This is a genomic window from Geodermatophilus sp. SYSU D00525 (genome assembly GCF_054050475.1).
This window is the reverse complement of record NZ_JBJGZK010000001.1, coordinates 371,164-393,775: the sequence shown is the minus strand read 5'-3', so window position 1 is coordinate 393,775 and position 22,612 is coordinate 371,164. Positions and strand designations below refer to the sequence as shown.

Here is a 22,612-nt window from a genome sequence, read left to right as displayed (position 1 = left end):
GGCGGGCCGGGGGAGGTGCGCGTGAGCGAGTCCGAGGACAGGCCCCGCGACGGCGGGCTGGTCGCGCGGTCGGTCGAGGAGTTCGTGGCGCAGCTGCGCGGCTTCACCGACCGGGCCACCCGGCTGGCCGCCGGCGCCGTGCCGTCGGGGCTGGCGCTGCCGCGGCTGCCCTCCCCGCCCGGCGCGATGTCGGCGGCGCAGGTGCGGTCGATCGCGTCGTCGGTGCGGGCGCAGCGGCAGCTGATCGAGGGGCTGATGGGCCAGCTGCAGGCCTTCGACGAGCAGCTGGCGGTCTTCGAGCGGATCCTCGAGCCGCTCGTCGAGTGGAGCGGCACCTGGGCGCGGCTGGAGGAGTCCTTCGCCGACGTCCTCCGCCGCTCCCCGCCGGACCGGCCCGACCGCCCGGCCGACCGCCCGGCCGACCGGGAGCCGCCCGCTCAGCCGGTGTAGCAGGCGGTGAGCGCGGCGACCACCAGCGGGACGTCGAGCGCCGAGGCCAGCTCCCGGCAGGAGTGCATGGCCAGCACCGGCGCGCCGACGTCGACGGTCGCCACGCCCAGCCGGGTGGCGGTCAGCGGGCCGATCGTCGAGCCGCAGGGCAGGTCGGCGCGGGAGACGAAGTGCTGCAGCGGCACCCCGGCCTCGGCGCACCGCTCGGCGAACCAGCCGCCGCCGGCCGCATCGGTGGCGTAGGCCTGGTTGGCGTTGACCTTCAGCACCGGGCCGCCGCCGAGCTGCGGGGCGTGGGCGGGCTCGTGCCGGTCGTAGCGGGTCGGGTGGAGGGCGTGCGCCGTGTCCGCCGAGACCAGCCGGGACCGGGCGAGGGTCCGGGGCAGCGCCTGCGGGTCCCCGGGCGCGGTGACGCCGACCAGCCGCCGGACGACGTCCTCGAGGAAGCTGCCGCGCGCCCCGGACATCGAGCCGCTGCCCACCTCCTCGTGGTCGTTGGCGACCAGCACCTGCGTGCGCTCCCCGGGCGCGGCGCCGACCAGCGCCGTCACGCCGGCGTGGCAGCTGGCCAGGTTGTCCAGCCGCGGCGCCGCGATCCAGGTGCCGTCGGGGCCGGCGGGAGCCGCGGGCTGGGTGTCGGCCAGCACCAGGTCGTGCCCGACGACGTCCCCCGGTGCGACCCCGGCGGCCGCGGCGAGCGCCTCGGTCAGCCCCGGCTCGGTGTCCAGGTCCCGCGACCACACCGGGACCAGGTGCCGCTGCGGGTCCAGCGTCAGCCCCTCGCGCACGCTCCGGTCGAGGTGGATGGCCAGCGACGGCAGCCGCAGCGGGGCGCCGTCGAGCCGGACCAGGGCGGTGCGGCCGCCGCGCAGCGCCACCCGCCCGGCGACGGTCAGCTCCCGGTCCAGCCAGGTGTGCCAGAGCCCGCCGCCGTACGGCTCGACGCCGACCAGCCGGTAGCCGGCCTGCCGGACGTCGGACCGGGGGCGGACCTTGAACGTGGGGGAGTCGGTGTGCGCGCCGACCAGCCGCATCCCGGCCTCGGGGAGCGGGGCGCTGCCCAGCCGGAACGCGACGAGGCTGCCCTGCCGCACGACGTAGTGCGCCCCGCCGGGGGCGAGCTCCCACGCGTCGGCCTCGGCCAGCTCGGTGAACCCGGCGGCGGTCAGCCGGCGGGCGAGCTCGGCGACGGCGTGGAACGGGGAGGGGGAGGCATCGACGAGGGCGCGCAGATCGTCGCCCGCGGAGAGGTCCGGCACTCCTGCGATCCTGCCCCACGGGGTCCGGTGGCCCGACCCCCACCCGTGAATGGTCATGCGTGGTCGTGCATAATCTTCCTCGTGTCCAAGGTGCTCACGTCCCTGCCCGTCGGCGAACGCGTCGGGATCGCCTTCTCCGGTGGTCTCGACACCTCCGTGGCGGTCGCCTGGATGCGCGACCGCGGCGCCGTCCCCTGCACCTACACGGCGAACATCGGGCAGTACGACGAGCCGGACATCGCGTCGGTGCCCGGCCGCGCCACCGCCTACGGCGCGGAGGTCGCCCGGCTGGTCGACTGCCGGGAGGCGCTGGTCGAGGAGGGCCTGGCGGCCCTGACCTGCGGCGCGTTCCACATCCGCTCCGGCGGGCGCAGCTACTTCAACACCACCCCGCTGGGCCGCGCGGTCACCGGCACGCTGCTGGTGCGCGCCATGCTCGAGGACGACGTCCAGATCTGGGGCGACGGCTCGACGTTCAAGGGCAACGACATCGAGCGGTTCTACCGGTACGGCCTGCTGGCCAACCCGTCGCTGCGGATCTACAAGCCGTGGCTGGACGCGCGGTTCGTCGAGGAGCTCGGCGGCCGCAAGGAGATGTCGGAGTGGCTGACCGCGCACGGCCTGCCCTACCGGGACAGCGCGGAGAAGGCCTACTCGACCGACGCCAACATCTGGGGCGCCACCCACGAGGCCAAGCGGCTCGAGCACCTCGACACGAGCATCGAGATCGTCGAGCCGATCATGGGCGTCCGGTTCTGGGACCCCGCCGTCGAGATCGAGCCCGAGGACGTGACCATCGGCTTCGCCAACGGGCGGCCGGTCTCGGTCAACGGCAAGGAGTACGCCTCCGCCGTCGACCTGGTGCTCGAGGTCAACGCGATCGGCGGCCGGCACGGGCTGGGCATGTCCGACCAGATCGAGAACCGGGTCATCGAGGCCAAGAGCCGCGGCATCTACGAGGCGCCGGGCATGGCGCTGCTGCACGCCGCCTACGAGCGGCTGGTCAACGCCATCCACAACGAGGACACCCTCGCCACCTACCACACCGAGGGCCGGCGGCTGGGCCGGCTCATGTACGAGGGCCGGTGGCTGGACCCCCAGGCGCTCATGCTGCGGGAGTCGCTGCAGCGGTGGGTCGGCATGGCCGTCACCGGCGAGGTCACGCTGCGGCTGCGGCGCGGGGAGGACTGGTCGGTCGTCGACACCACCGGCCCGGCGTTCAGCTACCACCCGGACAAGCTGTCGATGGAGCGCACCGAGGACCCCGCGTTCGGGCCGACGGACCGGATCGGCCAGCTGACCATGCGCAACCTCGACATCGCCGACTCCCGCGCCAAGCTCGAGCAGTACGCGCGGCTCGGCATGGTCGGCGGCGGAGCCGAGCCGGCCGTCATCGGCGCCGCGCAGGCGGCCGCCACCGGCCTGATCGACCGGATGACCGAGGGCGGCGCACGGGCGATCGCCGGCCGGACCACCCCGGCCGACGACGAGCTGCTCGACCGCGCCGCGATGGAGTCCGGCACCGACTAGGAGAGGACCCCGTCCTCCCACGCCGCTCGCCCGCTCGGCGACTCAACCCGTCGGGCGGACGTCGGCCCGGAGCGGGTGGTCGGCGGGGACCTCGACGAGCACGATCGCCACGCCGTCGGGGTCCTCGACCGTCGCCTCGAGCAGGCCCCACGGCTTGCGCTCGGGCGCCGCGACGACGGGGACGCCGACCGCGGCCAGCCGCGCCACCTCGGCGGCCAGGTCGCGCACCTGCACCCACAGCGCCAGCCCGCGCGGGCGCCCGTCGGCCCGGCCGGACACCTCGAGCAGGCCGTTGCCGAGGAAGAAGACGACCCCGCGGTGCCCGGGCGGGCCGAACTCGCGGTACACGGCCAGCCCGAGCACGTCGCGGTAGAAGGCCTGCGAGCGCTCGGCGTCGGTGGGTCGCAGGAGCACGCGGCTGCTCAGCACGTCCACGCCCGTCATCCTGCTGGCTCCCTGCCGCCGAGATCGCGCGATCTCGCCCGCTCCCGGCTCGCCGGACGTGCGAGATCGCGCGATCTCGACCCCCAGGGCCCGCCGGCTGCGCGAGATCGCGCGATCTCGACCCCGAGGGGCCCGCACCTACCCTGGACCGGTGACCCCTCCCGCCCCGTCGGCGGTGGCCCCCGCCGACCGGCGGCGGGACCTGGCCGCCGACTGCTCCTCGTGCGCCGGCCTGTGCTGCGTGCTCCCGGCGTTCGCCGCGTCCGCGGACTTCGCGGTCGACAAGCCGGCCGGCCGCGCCTGCGTCCATCTCACCGCGGACGCCCGCTGCGGCATCCACGCCGACCTGCGGCAGCGCGGCTTCCCCGGCTGCACGGTCTTCGACTGCTTCGGCGCCGGCCAGCGGCTGGTGCAGGTGGCCGCCGTCGAGCAGCCGGCCGCCGACCCCGGCGTAGCGGCGGCGTTCCCCGTGCTGCGGCAGTTGCACGAGCTGCTCTGGTACCTCACCGAGGCCGCCGCGCTCCCGCTGCCGGCCGGCCTGCACGACGAGGTCACCGCGGCGCTCGGGCGCACCGAGCGGCTGGCCGCCGGGACGCCCGGGGAGCTGGGAGCGGTCGACGCCGGAGCGGTCCGTGCGGCGGCGGGGGAGCTGCTGGGCCGGGTCAGCGCCGCCGTCCGCGCCGGCGGGCGGGACCGGCGCGGCGCCGACCTGGTCGGCGCCGACCTCCGGAGGACCGACCTCCGCGGGGTGAGCCTGCGCGGCGCCTATCTGATCGGCGCGGACCTGCGCGGCGCCGACCTCACCGCCACCGACCTCCTCGGCGCGGACCTGCGCGCGGCCGACCTCCGCGGCGCCGACCTCACCGGCGCGCTGTTCCTCACCCACCCGCAGGTGGCCGCCGCCCGCGGCGACGGCGGCACCCGGCTGCCCGCCGTCCTCGGGCGGCCGGCGCACTGGGGAGCGGGCGTCAGCCGGCCGCGTCCGCGTCGTCAGGGCGGTCGTCAGGGCGGTCGTCGGGGCGGCCGCGGCGGCGCAGCAGGCCGGTGACGCCGGCGACCCGCGACTGGGCCTGACGCAGCGTCGCGATCATCGGCATCAGGTCCTCGTCGATGGTGCGGATGATGTCCGGCACCGCCTCCACCGCGGGGTCGTCGAGCACCCGCCCGACCCGCTCCAGCCCCGGCTTGAGCGCCCGCACCGGCTCCTCCAGCTCGCCGACCAGGGTCTCCAGCCGCTCGGCGGTGCGCTGCGCCGACGAGATGGCCGACGTCGCCGTCGAGGTCGCGGCGATCAGCTCGCGGACGGCGGCGTTGAGGTCGGTCAGCGTGCGCGGCAGCTGGGCCAGCGCCTCGGTCTGCGTCTGCAGGAGCGTGAGCAGCTCCGTGAGGCCGGGGATCTTCGGCATGCCGAGACGGAAGGGGTCCACACCGGCAACCGTCGTCCCCCCGTGGCCGGACACGCAACTCAGCCCGGCAGCACCTCGCGCCACCGCCTCCCGGCCGCGCGGCCGTCGCGGACGTCGGCCAGCCCGCGCAGCGCGTCGAGGTCGGCGAGCACGTGCGGCGGCAGCGTCCCGGTGAGCACCCCGACGGTCCCCACCGACGACGCCAGCATCGACGGCTGCGGCGGCGGCATCCCGTTGGGCCGGACGAAGGTGACCTTCCACCGCTGCCCGGCCGCGGAGAGCTCGAGCCCGCCCCCGAACCACCACCACGGCCACGAGACGTCGGTGACCGCGCCCAGCGGCACGTCGAACACCGGGGTGTCGCTGACGAACGCCAGCCCCCGCCCGTCGGTGGCCAGGAAGCCCGGCACGTTGCGCAGCCCGCCGATCAGCCAGGCGGGGCTGACGAGCACGCTCACAGCGCCCGCAGGATGTCCTCGACGCGCTCGCGCGCGTCGCCGAACAGCATCCGGGTGTTCTCGCGGAAGAACAGCGGGTTCTGGACGCCGGCGTAGCCGGTGCTCATCGACCGCTTGAACACGACGACGTGCTCGGCCTCCCACACGTGCAGGACCGGCATGCCGGCGATCGGGCTGCCGGGGTCCTCGGCCGCGGCCGGGTTGACCGTGTCGTTGGCGCCGATGACCAGCACGACCGACGTCTTCGGGAAGTCGTCGTTGATCTCGTCCATCTCCAGGACGACGTCGTAGGGCACCTTCGCCTCGGCGAGCAGCACGTTCATGTGCCCGGGCAGCCGCCCGGCGACCGGGTGGATGCCGAAACGGACCGGCACGCCCTTGTCCGACAGGGTCCGGGTGAGGTCGGCGACGGCGTTCTGCGCGTGGGCGACCGCCATGCCGTAGCCGGGGGTGATGACGACGCTGTCGGCGTCGCGCAGCAGCTGCGCGACGTCCTCGGCGGTGATCTCGGTGTGCTCGCCCTCGACCGTGCCGGACCCGGTGGTGCTGCCCTCGTTGCCGAAGCCGCCGGCGATGACGGAGATGAACGAGCGGTTCATCGCCTGGCACATGATGTAGGAGAGGTAGGCACCCGAGGAGCCGACCAGCGCGCCGGTGATGATCAGCAGGTCGTTGTCGAGCAGGAAGCCCGACGCCGCGGCCGCCCAGCCGGAGTAGCTGTTGAGCATCGAGACGACGACCGGCATGTCGCCGCCGCCGATCGAGGCGACCAGGTGCCAGCCGAGCGCCAGCGCCAGCACGGTCAGCCCGGCCAGCACGCCCAGGTCCGGCGAGACGACGAAGACGACGGTGAGGACGGCGAACGCCGCGAGCGCGCCGAGGTTGAGCGCGTTCTTGCCCGGCAGCACCAGCGGGTTGCTCTTGATCCGGGCCGACAGCTTGAGGAACGCGACGATCGAGCCGGTGAAGGTGACCGCGCCGATGAAGACGCCGATCGCGACCTCGGCGGAGTGGATGCCGACCGGTAGGCCCAGCTCCTCGGCCTCGCCGGCGGGGGCGCCCTCGACCGACAGGTAGCCGTTCCAGCCGACCAGCACCGCGGCCAGGCCGACGAAGCTGTGCAGCAGCGCGATGAGCTCGGGCATGCCGGTCATCTCGACGATGCGCGCCCGCCACAGGCCGATGGCCGCGCCGAGGGCCATGGCGACGGCGATCAGCCCGACGGCGAGCGCGTCGCCGTCGTGCCAGGCCAGCCCGACGGTGGCGACCAGGGCGATGGCCATGCCGGCGATGCCGTAGGCGTTGCCGGCCTTGGCGGTCTCGTGCTTCGACAGGCCGGCCAGGCTCAGGACGAACAGCAGGCCGGCGACGATGTAGGCCGCGGACGCGGCGCTGGTGGCGGTCATGGCGGTCAGGCCCTCCGGAACATGCCGAGCATGCGGCGGGTCACCGCGAAGCCGCCGAACACGTTGATGCTGGCCAGCAGGACGGCGAGGAACGCGAGCACGGTGACCACGGTGCTGACGTGCCCCAGTTGCAGCAGGGCGCCGACCACGATGATCCCGGAGATCGCGTTGGTGACGCTCATCAGCGGGGTGTGCAGCGCGTGGTGCACGTGACCGATGACGTAGAAGCCGACGACGACGGCGAGGGCGAACACCGTCAGGTTGCCGATGAGCTGGTCGGGGGAGAAGGCGGCCAGCAGGAACAGCAGCGCGCCGGCCAGGCCGACGAGCGCGGCCCGCCGCTGAGGCGTCGCCGCCCTCCTCTCGGGAGGCGGCAGCGGCGCCGGTGGCGGTGCCGCGGCGGCGACGGGGGCGGCCGAGACCTGCACCGGCGGCGGGGGCCACAGCAGCTCGCCGTCGCGGGTCACGGTCATCGCCCGCTGGACGACGTCGTCGAGGTCGAGGACCAACCGCCCGTCCTTGCCGGGGGTGAGCAGCGTGAGCAGGTTGACCAGGTTGGTGGCGAACAGCTGCGAGGACTGCGCCGGCAGCCGGGCCGGCAGGTCGGTGTAGCCGATGATCGTGACGCCGTTCGGGGTCACGACCACCTCGTCGGGCACCGAGCCCGCCACGTTGCCGCCCTGGGCGGCGGCCATGTCCACGACCACCGAGCCCGGCTTCATGCTCGCCACCATGTCCTCGGTGAGCAGCCGGGGCGCCGGTCGGCCGGGGATGAGCGCGGTGGTGATGACGACGTCGACGTCGCGGGCCTGCTCGGCGTACATGACCGCCGCACGCGCGTCGAAGTCCTCGCTGGTCACCGACGCGTAGCCGGTGCCGCTGGCCTGGGTCTCGCCCTCGTCGGCCGGGACGCCGACGTACTCGCCGCCCAGGGAGCGCACCTGCTCGGCGACCTCGGGCCGGACGTCGGTCGCGCGCACGATCGCGCCGAGGCTGCTCGCCGCGCCGATGGCGGCCAGTCCCGCGACGCCGGCGCCGGCGACGAACACCTTGGCCGGCGGCACCTTGCCCGCCGCGGTGACCTGGCCGGTGAAGAACCGGCCGAAGGCGTGCGCGGCCTCGACGACGGCCCGGTAGCCGGCGATGTTGGCCATCGAGGACAGCACGTCCAGTGACTGGGCGCGGGAGATGCGGGGGACGGCGTCCATCGCCAGGGCGGTGACGCCGCGGGCGGTCAGCGCGTCGAGCAGCTCGGGCGCCAGGGCCGGGGCGAGCAGGCTGACCAGCACCGCGTCCGGGCGCAGCAGGGCGACCTCGTCGAGGGTGGGGGCGTTGACGTGCAGGACGACGTCGGCGCCCCACGCCTCGGCCGCCGGGCCGATCCGGGCGCCGGCGGCGACGTAGGCCTCGTCGGGGCAGCTGGCCGCCTCCCCGGCGCCGGCCTGGACGAGGACCTCGTGGCCGAGGGCGCACAGCCGGCCGACGCTCGCGGGGGTCGCCGCGACCCGCGTCTCGTTCCGCCGGGTCTCTGCGGGGACACCGATGAGCACGCGCACTCCAACGACAGCTCGGGCCGGCGTCGTTGCCGGCGGGGCCTGGGTGGTGCTGCGGGGGCGGCGGGCTCTGCCACCCCGGGGCTGCATGGTGACAGGCGCACCCGGCATCCCTCGCCCCCCGGCACACGATCGTGACGCGGATCGCAGGCGGCGCGGACCCACCCCTCGGGGTGAGGGGGCGGCGTCCCCGGCTGGAGCCCGGCCCCGCGGGTGCCGACGCAGCGGGGGTGTCCCCGTGCGGGGACACCGGCCGTGCAGGCCGCCCCGGCCCAGGAGGACGCCCGTGCCCACCAGCCCGCCCGTGACGGGTCCGGCCGGTGCCGCGACCCCGGAGGTGGTGGCCGCGGTCTTCTCCGCGGCGGCGGCGGGCGAGGGCACCGCCCTGCTCGTGGCCGAGACCGTCGGGGGCGCCCCCCGGGTCACCTGGGCGAACGAGGGCGCCGTCCGGCTGCTCGGCCCCGGACCCGCGGGCCTGGCCGGGCTGCCGGTCGCCCACCTGCTCCCCACGCTCGCCGCCGGCGAGCTCCCGCTGCTGCTGCGCCGCGAGCACACCTCCCGGCTGGCCCTGCCGGTCCGCACCGCGGGCGGCGGCCTGACCGACGCCGTCGTGCGGGCGACCCCCGCGCCGGCCGGGGACGCGTGGACGCTGGTGGTCACGCCCGGGGCCGCGGAGGCCGACCGGGTGTCGCGCGCCACCGCCGACGCCGCCGAGCGCCGCTTCGCCACCCTCAGCGAGCGCTCACCGGTCCCGACGCTGCTGTCCGAGCAGGGCATGCGGCTGGCGCACGTCAACGACGCGTTCTGCCGGCTGGCCGGGCGGCCCGCCGAGGTCCTGCTGGGCACCGGGTGGACCGGCTGCGTGCACGAGGACGACCTCGGCGCCGTCGTCGAGGTCGTGGCCGCCGTCCTCGAGGGCGGGGACGGCGAGGTGCGGGCGCGCCTGGTGCGCCCCGACGGCACCGAGCGGGCCACCGTGCTGCGCTTCGGCCACGTCTTCACCCCGGGCGCCGGTGCGGGCTTCCTCGGCACCGTCGAGGACGTCACCGACCGGATGGTGTTCGAGGCGCGGCTGGCCCACCAGGCCCAGCACGACCCGCTGACCGGCCTGCCCAACCGCACGCTGCTCGACCAGCACCTCGCCGCCCGGTTCGCCGCCGGGGGCCGCGGGCTCGCCTGCCTGTTCCTGGACCTCGACGACTTCAAGGTGGTCAACGACTCGCTCGGCCACGAGGCCGGCGACGAGCTGCTGGTGGAGGTGGCCGGGCGGCTGCGCGCCACGGTCCGCCCCGGCGACCTGGTCGCCCGCTTCGGCGGGGACGAGTTCGTCGTCGTCTGCGAGGACGTCGACGAGGCCGACGCCGCCGCGCTGGCCGAGCGCATCGTCGCCGCGCTCGCGGTGCCGGTGCACCTGGCCGGGGTGCGGTTCCGGCCGCACTGCAGCGTGGGCGTCACCGTGCAGGCCCCCGAGCACGCCGACGCCGCGGACCTGGTCCGCGACTGCGACATCGCCATGTACCAGGCCAAGGCCGGCGGCAAGGGCCGGGTGCGGGTGCTGGACCGGGCCGGCCGCGCCGAGGCCCGCGACAAGCTGCGCATGGTCGCCGACCTGCGGGACGCGATCGAGCGGCGGCAGATCGGCCTGCACTACCAGCCCATCGTCTCCGCCGCCGACGGCTCGCTGGAGGCGGTGGAGGCGCTGGCGCGCTGGGTGCACCTCGCGCGGGGGCCGATCAGCCCGGCGACGTTCGTGCCGCTGGCCGAGGAGAGCGGCCTCGTCGGCGCGCTGGGCCTGCTGGTCCTGGACGAGGCGTGCCGGCAGGTCGCCGCGTGGGACCGCGAGCTCGGCGCCGCCGCCCCACCACGGGTGAACGTCAACGTCTCGGCGCTGCAGCTGGACGCCGCCCTGCCGGGCGAGGTGGTCGCCGCCCTGGACCGGCACGGCGTCGCCCCGGCCCGCCTGTCGATCGAGATCACCGAGTCCGCGCTCATGACCGACCCGGTCGCCGCGCGGGCGTTGCTGCAGCAGCTGCGCGACCTCGGGGTGGCGCTGGCGATCGACGACTTCGGCACCGGTTACTCGTCGCTGGCCTACCTGCGCCACCTGCCGGTCGACTGCCTCAAGGTGGACCGGTCCTTCGTGGCCGAGCTCGCCGACGGGCACGCCGAGATCGCCACCGCCGTCATCGCGCTGGCGCGCAGCCTGGGCCTGTCCACCGTCGCGGAGGGCGTGGCCACGCCGGCCCAGGCGGCCGCGCTGACCGCGCTCGGGGCCACCTACCTGCAGGGCTTCTCGCTGGCCGAGCCGATGGACGGCGCCGCCACCGCCGCCTGGGTGGGTGCCCGGTGACCGCGGTGCCCCTGACCCGCCCGGCGGTCGACCTGGACCGGCTGCTCGCCGGCATCGACACCATGGCCGCGCAGCACACCGTCGCCGCGCAGGTGGTGGCGGTCGCCAGCACCGAGGACGCCAGCGCTCGCACGCTCGCCGAGGTGCTCGCCGGCGACGTCGCCCTGGCCGGCCGGGTGATGAAGCTGGCCAACTCGGCGTACTTCGGCATGAGCGGCCGGGCGACGACGCTGCAGTTCGCCGTCACCGTCGTCGGCTTCACCGCGGTGCGGACGATGGCGACGGTGGCGCTGACCTGCCTGGACGACGAGTCGCAGTTGCCCGACGGGTTCTGGGAGACCAGCACCGGCATCGCGCTGGCCGCCTCCGCGCTGGCCCCGCGGTTCGGGAGCCGGCCGCAGGACGCGCTGTGCCTCGGGCTGCTCGCCCAGGTCGGCGTGGCGCTGCTGCACGCCGACGACCCCGAGGGCTACCGCGAGCTGGCCGCCGCGCAGCGCCCGTTCGCCGCCCGGCGGACCGCGGAGGTGTGCCGGTACGGCATCTCCGCGCTGCGGCTGTCCGCGGTGGCACTGGAGCAGTGGGGCTTCCCGCCGGCGATGGTCGCCCCGCTGGCCGCCGTCGACGACCCCACCTCCGCCGAGGGCGCCCTGCTGCGGGTCGCGTTCGAGCTCGGCGCCCGGTACGCCGATCCGGCGCACGTGCCGGTGCCGGTCGAGCGGCTCACCGGCGGGCTGCTGCGCGAGGACGGCGTCGCGGCCGTGCTCGACCAGGTCCGCGCCGACGCCGACGACCTGCGCCGCGCGGTGGTGGGCGACTAACCCGCCGCGCCCACCCGGTCGGCCACGTCGCGGAGCACGGCCGGCCAGTCGTCGACGCCCTCCTCGCGGCCGAGCCGGACCACGACGACGTCGGTCGCCGGGTCGACGTAGACGTACTGGCCCTTGTTGCCGCGGGCGTAGGAGCGCCCCTCACGCTCGGTGTCGACCCACCACCAGTACTGGTAGTGCTCGGCCGGGTCGCCGGAGGTGTCCCGCGCGGTGGCCTCGGCGACCCAGCCGGCGGGCACGACCTGCCGGTCGCCGGCGCGGCCCTCCCGGGCGAACAGCAGCCCGAATCGGGCGTAGTCGCGCGCCCGGGCGTTGAACCCGCTCTCCATCTTGGGGAACCCGCTGGCCGCGCTGTCGGCGCTCCAGCTCGCGTCCGCCTCGGCGCCCATCGGGCCCCACAGCGCCTCGGCGGCGAAGTCCTCGACCGGCTCGCCGACGGCGCGCTCCAGCACCAGGCCCATCAGCAGCGGGTTGTAGTTGCAGTACAGCCACTCCCGCCCCGGCTCCCGCGCGACCTCGGCCGACAGGGCCAGCCGCCGCAGGTCGACGTCGTAGTAGGTGAGCGCGTCGTCGCTCCAGGGCAGGCCCTCCTCCTCGTAGGACAGGCCCGACGACATGGTCACCAGGTGCCGCAGCGTGATCTCGCCGAAGCGCGAGTCGCGGTCGAGCAGCTCGGGCACGTACTCGGTGACCGGGTCGTCCAGGCCGCCGATCGCGCCGCGGTCGATCGCCAGGCCGACCAGCGTGGACAGCACCGACTTGGCCACCGAGAACGACGTCATCGGCGTCTCGCGGGAGCCGCCGGCGCCGTAGCGCTCGAGCAGCACCTCGTCGCCGCGCAGCACGACGAAGGCCGTCGTCTGCGTGCGGTCGAGCAGCGTCGCGAGGTCCTCGGTGCCGCCGCCGGGGACGGTCACCTCGTCGAGGACGCCGCCGGGCAGCGAGCCGGCGGTCAGCGCCAGCGGGGTGTCGCCGGCCGGGACCGGCAGCTCGGGGAACCGGAGCCGGTCGTCGACGTCGGCGTCCATCCACACGATCGCGCGGGCGATGCCGGAGGAGTCCAGCGACGCCCGCGCCCAGACCTGCAGCCCGCCCGCGGCGACGGCGACCCAGGCGAGGACGGCGACCAGGACGGCGGCGACCCGGCCGGCGCGGCGGCCCCGGGCGCGCCGCCGGACCAGCCGCGCCGCGACCCAGGCGAGGACGGTCGCGAGCACGGCGGGGAGCAGGAGCCAGGTGAGCACCCGCCGGACCCTAGGTGCTCGGCGGCCAAGAACGGCGACGGCCGGCGCCCCGGGGGAGGGGACGCCGGCCGCTGCCGGTGAGGTGCGGGAACGGCCCCGTCCCGGGTCCCGCCCCGAGCGTGCGGAGGGTGGGGAGGACGGGGTCCTTCGTCAGCCGGTGTAGGGCGCGCCCAGCGGGTCGACCGTCGGGTAGGAGTCCACGGTCGACGCCAGCCGGTCGGCGGCCCAGTCACCGTCGCCGAGCAGGTGGTCGATCGCGGTCAGGCGGCTGGTGTAGTGGCCGACCGAGTACTCCGCGGTGACGCCGATGCCACCGTGCAGCTGGATGGCCTCCTTGCCGACGTGCCGGCCGGCGCGGCTGGTCTGCAGCCGGGCGCGGTCGGCGGCGGTGACGACGTCCCCGCCGGTGTCGGCCACCATGCTCGCCCACAGCGCGGTGCTGCGGGCCAGCTCCAGGGACACGTACATGTCCGCCGCGCGGAAGGTCAGCGCCTGGAACCGGTTGAGCGTGACGCCGAACTGCTTGCGGGTCTTCAGGTACTCCGCGGTGGTCTTCAGCGCGGTGTCCATCGCCCCGACGGCCTCGGCGCTGTAGGCGATCCGGGCCAGGGCCTGCGCCCGCTCGACGTCGGCGGTGCGGTCCGCGCTGCCCTCGCCGAGCAGCTCGGCGGGGGTGCCGTCGAGGGTGACGTTGGCCGCGCGGGTGCCGTCGTGGGTGCGGTAGCCGGTGCGGGTCAGGCCCTCGGCGTCGCCCCGGACGAGGAACAGGGCGGTGCCGCCCCCGGTCACCGCGCTGACGACGAGGACGTCGGCGCGGGCGCCGTTCGGCACCGGCTCCTTGACGCCGGTCAGCCGCCAGGTGCCGCCGTCCTGCGTGGCGGTCACGGCCGACGCCGCGGGGCTCCACCGGGTGCCGGGCTCGGCGAGTGCCGCGGCGAGCACGCTGGCGCCCTCGGACAGCGGCCCGAGGACCGCCGCCCGCTGCTCGGCGGTGCCCACGGCGGCGACGAGGCCGCCGGCCAGGACCACGGCCTCGACGAACGGCTCGGGCGCGAGCACGCGGCCGATCTCCTCGGCGACCAGGGCCACCTCGATCGGGCCGGCGCCCATGCCGCCGTCCTCCTCGGCGAAGGGCAGCCCGAGCACGCCCATCTCGGCCAGCTGCGCCCAGGTCTTCTCGTCGAAGCCGGGGTCGGTGGCGACCACCTGGCGGCGCCGCTCGCTGTCGCCGTAGGCGCGGCCCAGCAGGCCCGCGACGGCCTCGCGGAGGTCGTTCTGCTCGCTGTCGTACTGGAAGTCCACTGCTAGCTCACAGCCCCAGGATCGTGCCGGCGATGATGGTCCGCTGGACCTCGTTGGAGCCCCCGTAGATGGAGACCTTGCGGTAGTTCAGGTACTCCGGCGTGGCCACCCGGGCCCACTGGGGCACCTGCGAGCCGCCGTCGGCGAAGGACGCGACCGACAGCGGGCCGGCGATGTCGACGAGCAGCTCGGTGGCGGCCTGCTGCAGCTCCGAGCCGCGCAGCTTGAGCACCGAGGACGCCGGGTGCGGCTTGCCGTCGGCGGAGTTGGCGACCACGCGCAGGGCGGTCAGCTCCAGGGCCAGCAGCTCGTTCTCCAGCTCGGCGATGCGCGCGGTCAGGCGCGGGTCCTGCGACAGCGGCCGGCCGCCGACGACGACCTCGCGGGCGTGCTGCTTGGCCTGGGCGATCAGCTTCTTGGTGGCGCCGACGCGGGCGATGCCCACGCGCTCGTTGCCGAGCAGGAACTTGGCGTAGTCCCAGCCGCGGTTCTCCTCGCCGATCAGGTTCTCGGCGGGCACGCGGACGTCCTCGAAGAAGACCTCGTTGACCTCGTGGCCGCCGTCGATCAGCTGGATCGGCCGCAGGGTCACGCCGGGGGTGTCCATCGGGAAGACCAGCATCGAGATGCCGCGCTGCTTCTTCTCGGCGGACGGGTCGGTGCGGACCAGGCAGAAGATCCAGTCGGCGTACTGGCCGAGGGTGGTCCAGGTCTTCTGGCCGTTGACCACCCAGTCGTCGCCGTCGCGGACGGCGGTGGTGCGCAGCGAGGCGAGGTCGGAGCCGGCGTCGGGCTCCGAGAAGCCCTGGCACCACCAGATGTCGAGGTTCGCGGTCTTGGCCAGGAAGCGCTCCTTCTGCTCCTGGTTGCCGAAGCTCGCGATGACCGGGCCGATCATGCTGGCGTTGAACGCGAGCGGCTCGGGGACGTTGGCCAGCTGCATCTCCTCGCGCCAGATGTGGCGCTGCAGCGGCGTCCAGTCCCGGCCGCCATGCTCGACCGGCCAGTGCGGCACCGCCAGGCCGGCGGCGTTGAGGACGCGCTGGGCCTCGACGTACTGGTCGCGGGTCAGGTGGCGGTGGGCCGCGACGGTGTCGCGGATCTCCTGCGGCACCTGGGTGGTGAAGAAGGTGCGCATCTCATCCCGGAAGGCCTCCATCTCCGGGGAAAGCTGCAACCGCATGGGACCTCTCTCCTGACGGCGGTGTGACGCCGTCTCGACGTGTTCCCCGACGATCCCACATCTGTTACCGATCAGTAGATCCGGCTCTCGGGGCGTGGGGCGGGCGGGGCGGGACGAGCCCCGGGCCCCGGGTGGCGGTCACCGGACGTGCCGCTCCCGGGGCCCGGGGTGGTGTTCGGGCGCGTGCTGTTCAGGTACTCAGGTGCTCAGCGGCCCGCCCAGAACGCGCAGTCCGCGTCCGCGGCGACGTCGACCGGGCCGACGCCGCCCTGCGAGGCGACGTCCAGGCCCTGGACGTCGGACGGGCCGGAGTACCGGTGCCAGGCCGGCACGCCGCTGCCGTTGGGGTTGCCGGTGGCGGCGAAGTTGGTCCAGTAGCGCACCATCGTCGTCGCCAGCTGCTGCTGCTCGGCGGTCAGCCCGTCCCCGAACAGGCCGGGGAAGAGGTAGGGCAGCTCGCCGGCGTGCTGCGCGCCCTCGTCGTACAGCCCCGCGGGGAAGGAGAACGGCGCCCGCGAGAAGTCCAGCAGCGGGTCGGCGCCCTGGTCGCGGAACTGGTAGGCGTACACCCGGTCGTTGCGCGGCCGCTGGTCGAGTGCCTCGTAGGCGTCGACGTGCTGGCAGGTCGACAGCGCGCTGCCGGTGTCGCTCGCGACCGCGGCGAGCACCCGCAGCGGCGAGCCGTACTCCGCCAGCGGGTACCGCGCCGCCACCTCGCCGGCCCGGGGACCGAACCGCTCGGCCAGGATCGCGTCGTGCGCCGCCGGGTCCAGGTACCGCGGCAGCTGCGCCGTCGGGATGCCCAGCGGGGTGAACAGCGTGTTCTCGTCCTGCAGGTTGCCGTGGACGACCGGCACCCGGTTCCAGTTCCCCGAGGCGATGGCGTCGGCCGGCTGGACCGGCAGCGACGACCCGCCGACGACGAACGAACCGCCGCTCGCCGGCCACCGGGACAGCAGCGTGGACACGGGAGCGGCCTGGAGGCAGGCGACGACGGCCGGCCCGCTGCCCGTGCACCCGACGGCGGCCGCCACGCCCGCGCCGACGGTCTCGGCCTCGTCGAGCGTCGCGTACCGGGTCGCGCAGCTGTAGCTCTGCGCGATGGCCTTGTCGAACAGGCCGGCGGCCGTGGGGGAGGCCAGCTGCGCGCACACCGAGGACGCGCCGGCCGACTCGCCGAAGATCGTCACGTTGTCCGGGTCGCCGCCGAAGGCCGCGACGTTGCGCTGCACCCACCGCAGGGCGGCCTGCTGGTCGAGCAGCCCGGCGCTGCCGGAGCCCGCGCCGCCGATGGCCGCGGACAGGTCGTCCTGGGCCAGGAAGCCGAACGGGCCGAGCCGGTAGTTGACCGTCACGACGACGACGTCGCCCTCGAGCGCCAGCGCACCGGCGTCGTAGCGGTCGCCGCTGCCGGTGCGCCAGGAGCCGCCGTGGATCCACACCATCACCGGCAGGTCGCGCCGGTCGGTGGCCAGCCCCGACGGGGTCGTGACGTTGAGGTACAGGCAGTCCTCGTCCGTCGAGGAGGTCGGGTTGGTCAGGCTCGACACCTGCGGGCAGGGGCTGCCCGGCTCGGTCGCGTCGAGGGTGCCGGACCAGCCGGCGGCCGGCTGTGGCGGGCGGAAGCGCAGCTCGCCGACCGGCGGGGCGGCGTAGGGGATGCCCTCGAAGAGGCGGTGGTCGCCGGGCCGGCTGCCCTGGACGGCGCCGCCGTCGGTCTGGACGACCAGCGGCGCGCGGTCACGCGGGCCGCCAGGGGCGGCGCCGGCCGGAGCGGCGGCGGCGACGGCGCCCGCGGTGAGCGCGGTGCCGGCGAGGAGGGCGAGCAGCGACCTGCGCAGCCGCCGGGGGACGGAGAGGGGCAAGGAGACCTCCAGCGTTCCGGCCCGGTACGACGGTGTGACCCGGGCCACCGACGGCTGGGACACTAGCGGCTCGTGTTTCACGATCCGCACCGGGTCCGGAACCGGCGGGTCCGCGGGCGGCGGCGCAGGATGGGGCCGTGCCGGCCGCGTCCCCCGGCGGCCGGCTGCTGCTGGCCGCCGTCCTGCTGACGGCGCTCAACCTGCGGGGCGCGATCGCCGCCGTCGGCCCCGTCCTCGACGACGTCCGCGGCGACCTCGGCCTGTCCGCGGCCGCCGCCGGCCTGCTGACCACGCTGCCGGTGCTGTGCTTCGCGCTGCTGGCGCCGGCCGCGGCCGCCGTCGGGCGCCGGGCCGGCGCGGGCGCGGCCGTCCTCGGCTCGCTGGTGCTGCTCGCGGTCGCGCAGGGGCTGCGGGTCCTCGACGGCGCCCCGGTGCTGCTGGCCGGCACCTTCCTCGCCGGCGCGGCCATGACGGTGGGCAACGTGCTGCTCCCCGCCGTGGTCAAGGCCGGGTTCGGCCGGCGCGCGGGCACGGTGACCGGCCTGTACACCGCGGCCCTGGTAGCCGGCGCCGCCGCGGGCGCGGCGTTCACCGCACCGCTGGCGGCGGTGCTCGGCTGGCGGGGCGCGCTCGCCGCGGAGGGGGTGCTCGCCGTCGCCGCGGCGGTCGTCTGGGCGGCGGCCGCGCGCGACGCCGACGCCGCCGGCCCCGCCCCGTCCGTACGGTCCGGCGGCGCGCGGCCGCTGTGGCGGTCGCCGACCGCGTGGGCGGTGACCGCGGTGCAGGCGCTGCACTCCACGCTGTACTTCTCGCTCACCGCGTGGCTGCCGACGCTGCTGGCCGACCGCGCCGGCACCGACGCCGCCACCGGCTCGGTGGCCGCCTCGGTCTACCAGGCGCTCGGCATCGCGGGCAGCCTGCTGGTGCCGGCCGTCCTCGCCCGCACGTCCGGGCAGGCCGGGCTCGCGCTCGGGGTCGCCGCGCTGTGGGTGGTGCCCGTCGCCGGGCTGCTCGTGGCGCCGGGGGCGTGGCCCGCGTGGGCGGTCGTCGGCGGGCTGGCGCAGGGCGCGGGCATCGCGCTGGCGGTCACCCTCGTGGTGCTGCGCGCCGCCGACGCCGACGCCGCGGCCCGGCTGTCGGGCATGAGCCAGCTGGTCGGTTACGGCCTCGGCGCACTCGGCCCGGTCGTCGTCGGCGCGCTGTCGGAGGCCACCGGCGGGTGGACCGCGCCGCTGCTGCTCCTGCTCGCCGTCGGCCTCGGCCTGGCGGCGGCCGGGGTGGTCGCCGCCAGGCCGGTGCGGGTGGGGTAGCGGCTCAGGGCAGCCGGACGACGTCGGCGAGCACGCCGCCGTCGTCGGTGAGCCGCGCCGGCGCCGGGCTGTCGTGGACGACCAGCAGTCGGCCGTCGGCGGGGTCGCCGAGCAGGCCGATGCCCTCGGCGTGGTCGTCGCCGTCCCCGAAGGGCAGCGCCAGTTCGCGGGTGAGCAGGTCGCCGCGGACGACGGTCGGCTCCTCAGCCGTGAGGGCGCCGTGCCAGCGGTAGACGTACACCGGCCCGTCGAGGTCCATGGTCGGGCCGGCGAGCACCAGCAGGTCCTCGCCCTGCGGGCACAGGTCGCGCACCCCCAGGCCCGCCAGCCGCAGCACGTGCTTGCGGTAGCGGCGGCCGCCGGGGAACCGCCGCAGCCGCAGCCGGGTGGGGTCGCGCTCGTCGACCTCCGGCCGCAGCTCGAGCACCACCGCCCAGCCGCGCAGCACCGGGCCGCGCAGGCCGAGGAAGACCCGCTCGCCGGAGACCGCGATGCCCTCCACGTCGAGGCCGTTGTCCTTGCCCGGGATGGGGAGGAACGGGGCGAGGTGCTCGTCGTCGGCGAGCAGGTCGCGCAGGTCCCTGCCCCGGGTGCCGAAGACGGCGGCGCCGTGGGTGCCGTCGTCCTTGACCAGGGTGGGCAGCCCGTCGACGTCGACCACGGGGATGCGCACCAGCACCTGCCGGCGCGGCTGGCCGGTGACCCGCGCCAGGCGGCGCAGCGCCTGCTCGCCGTCGTGCTCGTCGCGGATGCGGCGGCGGCGCAGGCTGTGCGAGCCGACCGCCCACAGCGCGTCGCCGGTGCGGGCCAGGCCCTCGATGTCGGCCTCCTCCTCGACCCCGGGGCCGGTGCCGCCGGGCAGCGGCACCAGGTCGGCGAGGGAGAAGGTGGTCTGCCCGTCGTAGCGGGTGGGGGAGGCGGGGTCGTCGGCCACCAGCCGCTCGATCGTGGCGGTCTCGTCGCCGGCCACCCACAGGACCGGCCCGTCGCTGCGGACGGCGGAGAGGTTGGTGTGGGTGGTGCTCCGCCGGGAGGCCGTGCCGAAGCGGAGGGTCACCGTGCGCTCTGTGCTCACGGGCGCGCACCCTGGCACGCGGTCCCGGTCTCCGGGGGTCCCGCGTGCGTCGTACCGTGCGGCATGGAACTCGTCTGTCCCAAGTGCCACGGCACGATGCGCACCTACGAGCGCAACGGCGTCCACGTCGACCAGTGCACCGAGTGCCGGGGCATCTTCCTCGACCGCGGGGAGCTCGAGCGGCTCATCGACGCCGAGAACTCCTGGCACGCCGCACCGTCCGGCGGCCACGGTGCCCAGCAGCCGCCCCAGCAGCACGGCGCACCGCAGCAGCACGGCGGCCAGTACCCGGCCGCCGGTGGCGCGGGGCTCGGTGCCGTGGTGAACGAGGTGCTCGGCGCGGTGCGCGGGTCCTCGCACTCGTCGTCGCACGGCTCCTACGGCTCGCACGGCAAGAAGCGCAAGGAGTCCTTCCTGTCCGACCTGTTCGGCTGATGGAGGACCTCCCTTCCCCCCACGCCTCGCAGGCTCGGCGCGGGACCCTGGAGGGAGGCCGTTCCAGCACCTCACCTGCGGCGCGGGAGCTGGTCGTGCTCGGCACCGCGAGCCAGGCGCCCACCCGCACCCGCAACCACAACGGGTACCTGCTGCGCTGGGACGGCCGCGGCTTCCTGTTCGACCCCGGCGAGGGCACCCAGCGGCAGATGCTGCTGGCCGGGGTGCCCAGCAGCGCCGTCCACCGGATCCTGCTCAGCCACTTCCACGGCGACCACTGCCTGGGCCTGCCCGGCGTCGTGCAGCGGATGTCGCTGGACGGCGTCGCGCACCCGGTGGTCGCGCACTACCCGGCGTCGGGGCAGGCCTTCTTCGACCGGCTGCGGCACGCCACCCCGTTCGCCGACCTCGCCGAGATCCGCGAGGAGCCGGTGTCCGGGGACGGCCGGCTGGCCGACGACCCCGCCGGCGTCCTCGAGGCGTGCCGGCTCAGCCACCCGGTCGAGTCCTTCGGCTACCGGCTGACCGAGCCCGACGGCGTCCGGATGCTCCCGGACCGGCTGGCCGGGGCGGGCGTCGCCGGTCCCGACGTCGGCCGGCTGCAGCGCGAGGGGGTGCTGCGGGTGGGGGAGCGGACGGTGCGGCTGGCCGAGGTCAGCGCGCCCCGGCCCGGGCAGCGGTTCGCCTTCGTCATGGACACCCGCATGTGCGACGCCGTCCCCGCCCTCGCCGACCGCGCGGACCTGCTGCTGGTCGAGGCGACGTTCCTCGCCGCCGACGCGGCGCTGGCCCAGCGGTACGGGCACCTCACCGCCCGCGAGGCCGCCCGGGTCGCCGCGCAGGCAGGGGTGCGCACGCTGGTGCTCACCCACTTCTCCCAGCGCTACGCCGACCCGCGCGCCTTCGCGGACGAGGCGCGGGAGGAGTTCGACGGCGACCTCGTCGTGGCCGCCGACCTGCAGCGGGTGCCGGTGCCCGCCCGGGCGGGGTAGGGGCAGGTCCCGACCCGGAGCCCGAGGAGCGCCGATGACCCGGCTGAGCGCCGCGACGCTGGGCGAGCTGCCCGCGTCGGTGTGGACGCCGCGCTACGACCGCGCCGCGGTGCGGGCGGGGGTGGTCCACCTCGGCGTCGGCGGCTTCCACCGGGCGCACCAGGCGCTGTACCTGGACCGGCTGCTCGAGGCCGGCGCGGCGCAGGACTGGGGGGTCTGCGGGGTCGGCGTGCTGCCCGCGGACCGCCGGATGGCCGAGGTCATGGCCGCGCAGGACCGCCTGTACACGCTGGTCGAGAAGCACCCCGACGGTCACCTCACCGCCCGGGTGGTCGGCTCGCTGGTGGGCTACCGGCTCGCGCCGGACGACCCCGGGGCGGTGGTCGAGGCGATGGCGGCGCCGGGCACCCGGATCGTCACGCTGACCGTGACCGAGGGCGGCTACAACGCGTCCGCGGCCACCGGCGAGTTCGACGCGACGGCGCCCGCCGTGCTCGCCGACCTGCGGCCGGACGCCGCGCCGGCGACGGTGTTCGGCCTGGTCACCGAGGCGCTGGTGCGCCGCCGCGCCCGCGGGCTCCCGCCGTTCGCCGTCGCCTCCTGCGACAACGTCCCCGGCAACGGCGACCTGGCCCGGCGCAGCTTCGCCGCCTTCGCCGGGCTGCGCGACGACGCCCTCGGCGAGTGGGTGGCCCGGGAGGTGCCGTTCCCGTCGTCGATGGTCGACCGGATCACCCCGCTCACCACCGACGACGACCGCGCCCGGCTCGCCGCGACCTTCGGCGTCGAGGACCTCTGGCCGGTGGTGTGCGAGCCGTGGACGCAGTGGGTGCTGGAGGACGCGTTCCCGGCCGGGCGGCCGCCGCTGGAGGACGTCGGCGTGCAGGTGGTCGGCGACGTCGCGCCGTACGAGCTGATGAAACTGCGGCTGCTCAACGCCGGTCACCAGGTGCTCGGCCACCTCGGCCCGCTGCTCGGCCACGAGCACGTGCACGAGGCGATCCGCGACCCGCTGCTGCGCGAGCTGCTGGTCGGCTACCTGGAGGAGGAAGGGACGCCGACGCTGCCGCCGGTCCCGGGCACCGACCTGCGCCGCTACCGCGCCGAGCTGGTCACCCGCTTCGGCAACCCGCACGTGCGCGACACCCTCGCCCGGCTCGTCGAGCACGCCTCCGACCGGCTGCCGCAGTTCCTGTTCCCGGTGCTGCGCGCGAACCTCGACCGGGGCGGCGAGGTGCGGCGCTCGGCGGCGGTGGTCGCGGCGTGGGTGCACGCGCTCGAGCGGCGCGGGGACGCGGCCGGGCTGGTCGACGCCCGCCGCGACCGCCTGGTCGCCGCGGCGCGCCGGTCCCGGGAGGACCCGCTCGCCCCGCTGACCGACCGCGAGCTGTTCGGTGACCTCGGCGACCGGCCCCGCTTCACGGCCGCCTACGCGGCGGCGCTGGACTCGCTGCGCACCCGCGGGGCGGCGGCCACCGTGGCGGAACTCCTCCGCGGACCGCTGGGAGAGGGGTAGCAAGGAG

Annotated in this window: 20 protein-coding genes; 9 read left to right on the top strand and 11 right to left on the bottom strand. The window is 76.0% G+C overall.

Annotation, left to right across the window (positions count from 1 at the left end):
- Window positions 1-21 precede the first annotated feature (21 nt).
- Window positions 22-450 (top strand): hypothetical protein, encoded by a 429-nt coding sequence (locus ACI796_RS01865; protein ID WP_456939557.1) that lies wholly within the window; start codon window positions 22-24, stop codon window positions 448-450.
- On the opposite strand, the gene ACI796_RS01860 is transcribed toward ACI796_RS01865, so the two are convergent.
- Complete coding sequence (locus ACI796_RS01860; protein WP_456939556.1) at window positions 438-1,709, bottom strand: M18 family aminopeptidase; 1,272 nt, start codon at window positions 1,707-1,709, stop codon at window positions 438-440. The two genes, ACI796_RS01865 and ACI796_RS01860, sit on opposite strands and share 13 nt — an antisense overlap.
- Before the next feature lie 81 nt (window positions 1,710-1,790).
- Here ACI796_RS01860 and argG point away from each other — a divergent pair, with 81 nt between their 5' ends.
- Window positions 1,791-3,239: an argininosuccinate synthase gene (argG, locus tag ACI796_RS01855; RefSeq protein ID WP_456939555.1), complete on the top strand. Its 1,449-nt coding sequence runs from the start codon at window positions 1,791-1,793 to the stop codon at window positions 3,237-3,239.
- 42 nt (window positions 3,240-3,281) lie between these two features.
- Here argG and ACI796_RS01850 read toward each other — a convergent pair whose 3' ends face one another.
- Window positions 3,282-3,674 (bottom strand): VOC family protein, encoded by a 393-nt coding sequence (locus ACI796_RS01850; protein WP_456939554.1) that lies wholly within the window; start codon window positions 3,672-3,674, stop codon window positions 3,282-3,284.
- A 160-nt stretch (window positions 3,675-3,834) separates the two neighbouring features.
- Here ACI796_RS01850 and ACI796_RS01845 point away from each other — a divergent pair, with 160 nt between their 5' ends.
- Window positions 3,835-4,731, top strand: coding sequence for a pentapeptide repeat-containing protein (locus ACI796_RS01845; protein ID WP_456939553.1), 897 nt, complete (start codon window positions 3,835-3,837; stop codon window positions 4,729-4,731).
- Here the strand turns inward: ACI796_RS01845 and ACI796_RS01840 are convergent.
- From ACI796_RS01840 to ACI796_RS01825, 4 genes are read right to left on the bottom strand one after another with little or no spacing between them, the layout of a single operon-like run.
- Window positions 4,652-5,110, bottom strand: coding sequence for a hypothetical protein (locus tag ACI796_RS01840; protein WP_456939552.1), 459 nt, complete (start codon window positions 5,108-5,110; stop codon window positions 4,652-4,654). The two genes, ACI796_RS01845 and ACI796_RS01840, sit on opposite strands and share 80 nt — an antisense overlap.
- Before the next feature lie 38 nt (window positions 5,111-5,148).
- The gene (locus ACI796_RS01835) at window positions 5,149-5,547 is read right to left on the bottom strand and encodes a hypothetical protein (RefSeq protein ID WP_456939551.1); all 399 of its coding nucleotides are present in this window, start codon (window positions 5,545-5,547) and stop codon (window positions 5,149-5,151) included.
- The gene (gene pntB, locus ACI796_RS01830) at window positions 5,544-6,953 is read right to left on the bottom strand and encodes a Re/Si-specific NAD(P)(+) transhydrogenase subunit beta (protein WP_456939550.1); all 1,410 of its coding nucleotides are present in this window, start codon (window positions 6,951-6,953) and stop codon (window positions 5,544-5,546) included. Before pntB ends, ACI796_RS01835 begins: the two co-directional genes overlap by 4 nt.
- A gap of 5 nt (window positions 6,954-6,958) precedes the next feature.
- Window positions 6,959-8,503, bottom strand: coding sequence for a Re/Si-specific NAD(P)(+) transhydrogenase subunit alpha (locus ACI796_RS01825; RefSeq protein WP_456939549.1), 1,545 nt, complete (start codon window positions 8,501-8,503; stop codon window positions 6,959-6,961).
- 289 nt (window positions 8,504-8,792) lie between these two features.
- Here ACI796_RS01825 and ACI796_RS01820 point away from each other — a divergent pair, with 289 nt between their 5' ends.
- The gene (locus ACI796_RS01820; protein WP_456939548.1) at window positions 8,793-10,856 is read left to right on the top strand and encodes a putative bifunctional diguanylate cyclase/phosphodiesterase; all 2,064 of its coding nucleotides are present in this window, start codon (window positions 8,793-8,795) and stop codon (window positions 10,854-10,856) included.
- Window positions 10,853-11,674, top strand: coding sequence for an HDOD domain-containing protein (locus ACI796_RS01815; protein ID WP_456939547.1), 822 nt, complete (start codon window positions 10,853-10,855; stop codon window positions 11,672-11,674). The genes ACI796_RS01820 and ACI796_RS01815 overlap by 4 nt, the downstream gene beginning before the upstream one ends.
- On the opposite strand, the gene ACI796_RS01810 is transcribed toward ACI796_RS01815, so the two are convergent.
- The 4 genes from ACI796_RS01810 to ACI796_RS01795 all read right to left on the bottom strand — a co-directional run bounded on the left by ACI796_RS01810 (window position 11,671) and on the right by ACI796_RS01795 (window position 17,277).
- A complete protein-coding gene (locus tag ACI796_RS01810) occupies window positions 11,671-12,927 on the bottom strand; it encodes a serine hydrolase domain-containing protein (protein ID WP_456939546.1) in 1,257 nt (418 codons plus the stop codon). The genes ACI796_RS01815 and ACI796_RS01810 overlap by 4 nt on opposite strands.
- Before the next feature lie 150 nt (window positions 12,928-13,077).
- On the bottom strand, window positions 13,078-14,229 hold the full coding sequence (locus ACI796_RS01805; RefSeq protein ID WP_456939545.1) for an acyl-CoA dehydrogenase family protein: 1,152 nt from the start codon (window positions 14,227-14,229) through the stop codon (window positions 13,078-13,080).
- A 7-nt stretch (window positions 14,230-14,236) separates the two neighbouring features.
- Entirely contained in the window at window positions 14,237-15,412 is a 1,176-nt protein-coding gene (locus ACI796_RS01800) for an acyl-CoA dehydrogenase family protein (RefSeq protein ID WP_456939544.1), read from the bottom strand.
- A gap of 206 nt (window positions 15,413-15,618) precedes the next feature.
- On the bottom strand, window positions 15,619-17,277 hold the full coding sequence (locus tag ACI796_RS01795; RefSeq protein WP_456939543.1) for a carboxylesterase/lipase family protein: 1,659 nt from the start codon (window positions 17,275-17,277) through the stop codon (window positions 15,619-15,621).
- A 137-nt stretch (window positions 17,278-17,414) separates the two neighbouring features.
- Here ACI796_RS01795 and ACI796_RS01790 point away from each other — a divergent pair, with 137 nt between their 5' ends.
- Complete coding sequence (locus ACI796_RS01790) at window positions 17,415-18,587, top strand: MFS transporter (RefSeq protein ID WP_456939542.1); 1,173 nt, start codon at window positions 17,415-17,417, stop codon at window positions 18,585-18,587.
- 4 nt (window positions 18,588-18,591) lie between these two features.
- On the opposite strand, the gene ACI796_RS01785 is transcribed toward ACI796_RS01790, so the two are convergent.
- Window positions 18,592-19,662, bottom strand: a complete 1,071-nt coding sequence (locus ACI796_RS01785; RefSeq protein ID WP_456939541.1) for a DUF3616 domain-containing protein — start codon at window positions 19,660-19,662, stop codon at window positions 18,592-18,594.
- Window positions 19,663-19,725: 63 nt separating this feature from the next.
- Here ACI796_RS01785 and ACI796_RS01780 point away from each other — a divergent pair, with 63 nt between their 5' ends.
- From ACI796_RS01780 to ACI796_RS01770, 3 genes are read left to right on the top strand one after another with little or no spacing between them, the layout of a single operon-like run.
- Window positions 19,726-20,097 (top strand): TFIIB-type zinc ribbon-containing protein, encoded by a 372-nt coding sequence (locus ACI796_RS01780; protein ID WP_456939540.1) that lies wholly within the window; start codon window positions 19,726-19,728, stop codon window positions 20,095-20,097.
- A gap of 47 nt (window positions 20,098-20,144) precedes the next feature.
- Entirely contained in the window at window positions 20,145-21,089 is a 945-nt protein-coding gene (locus ACI796_RS01775; RefSeq protein WP_456939581.1) for a ribonuclease Z, read from the top strand.
- A 34-nt stretch (window positions 21,090-21,123) separates the two neighbouring features.
- Window positions 21,124-22,605, top strand: a complete 1,482-nt coding sequence (locus tag ACI796_RS01770; RefSeq protein WP_456939539.1) for a mannitol dehydrogenase family protein — start codon at window positions 21,124-21,126, stop codon at window positions 22,603-22,605.
- The last annotated feature ends 7 nt before the right edge of the window (window positions 22,606-22,612 follow it).

Bases quoted from the DNA above. Each gene is read 5' to 3' on its own strand.
- pntB (WP_456939550.1), bottom strand. From the start codon at position 6,953: ATGACCGCCACCAGCGCCGCGTCCGCGGCCTACATCGTCGCCGGCCTG.
- ACI796_RS01800 (WP_456939544.1), bottom strand. From the start codon at position 15,412: ATGCGGTTGCAGCTTTCCCCGGAGATGGAGGCCTTCCGGGATGAGATG.
- ACI796_RS01780 (WP_456939540.1), top strand. From the start codon at position 19,726: ATGGAACTCGTCTGTCCCAAGTGCCACGGCACGATGCGCACCTACGAG.
- ACI796_RS01770 (WP_456939539.1), top strand. From the start codon at position 21,124: ATGACCCGGCTGAGCGCCGCGACGCTGGGCGAGCTGCCCGCGTCGGTG.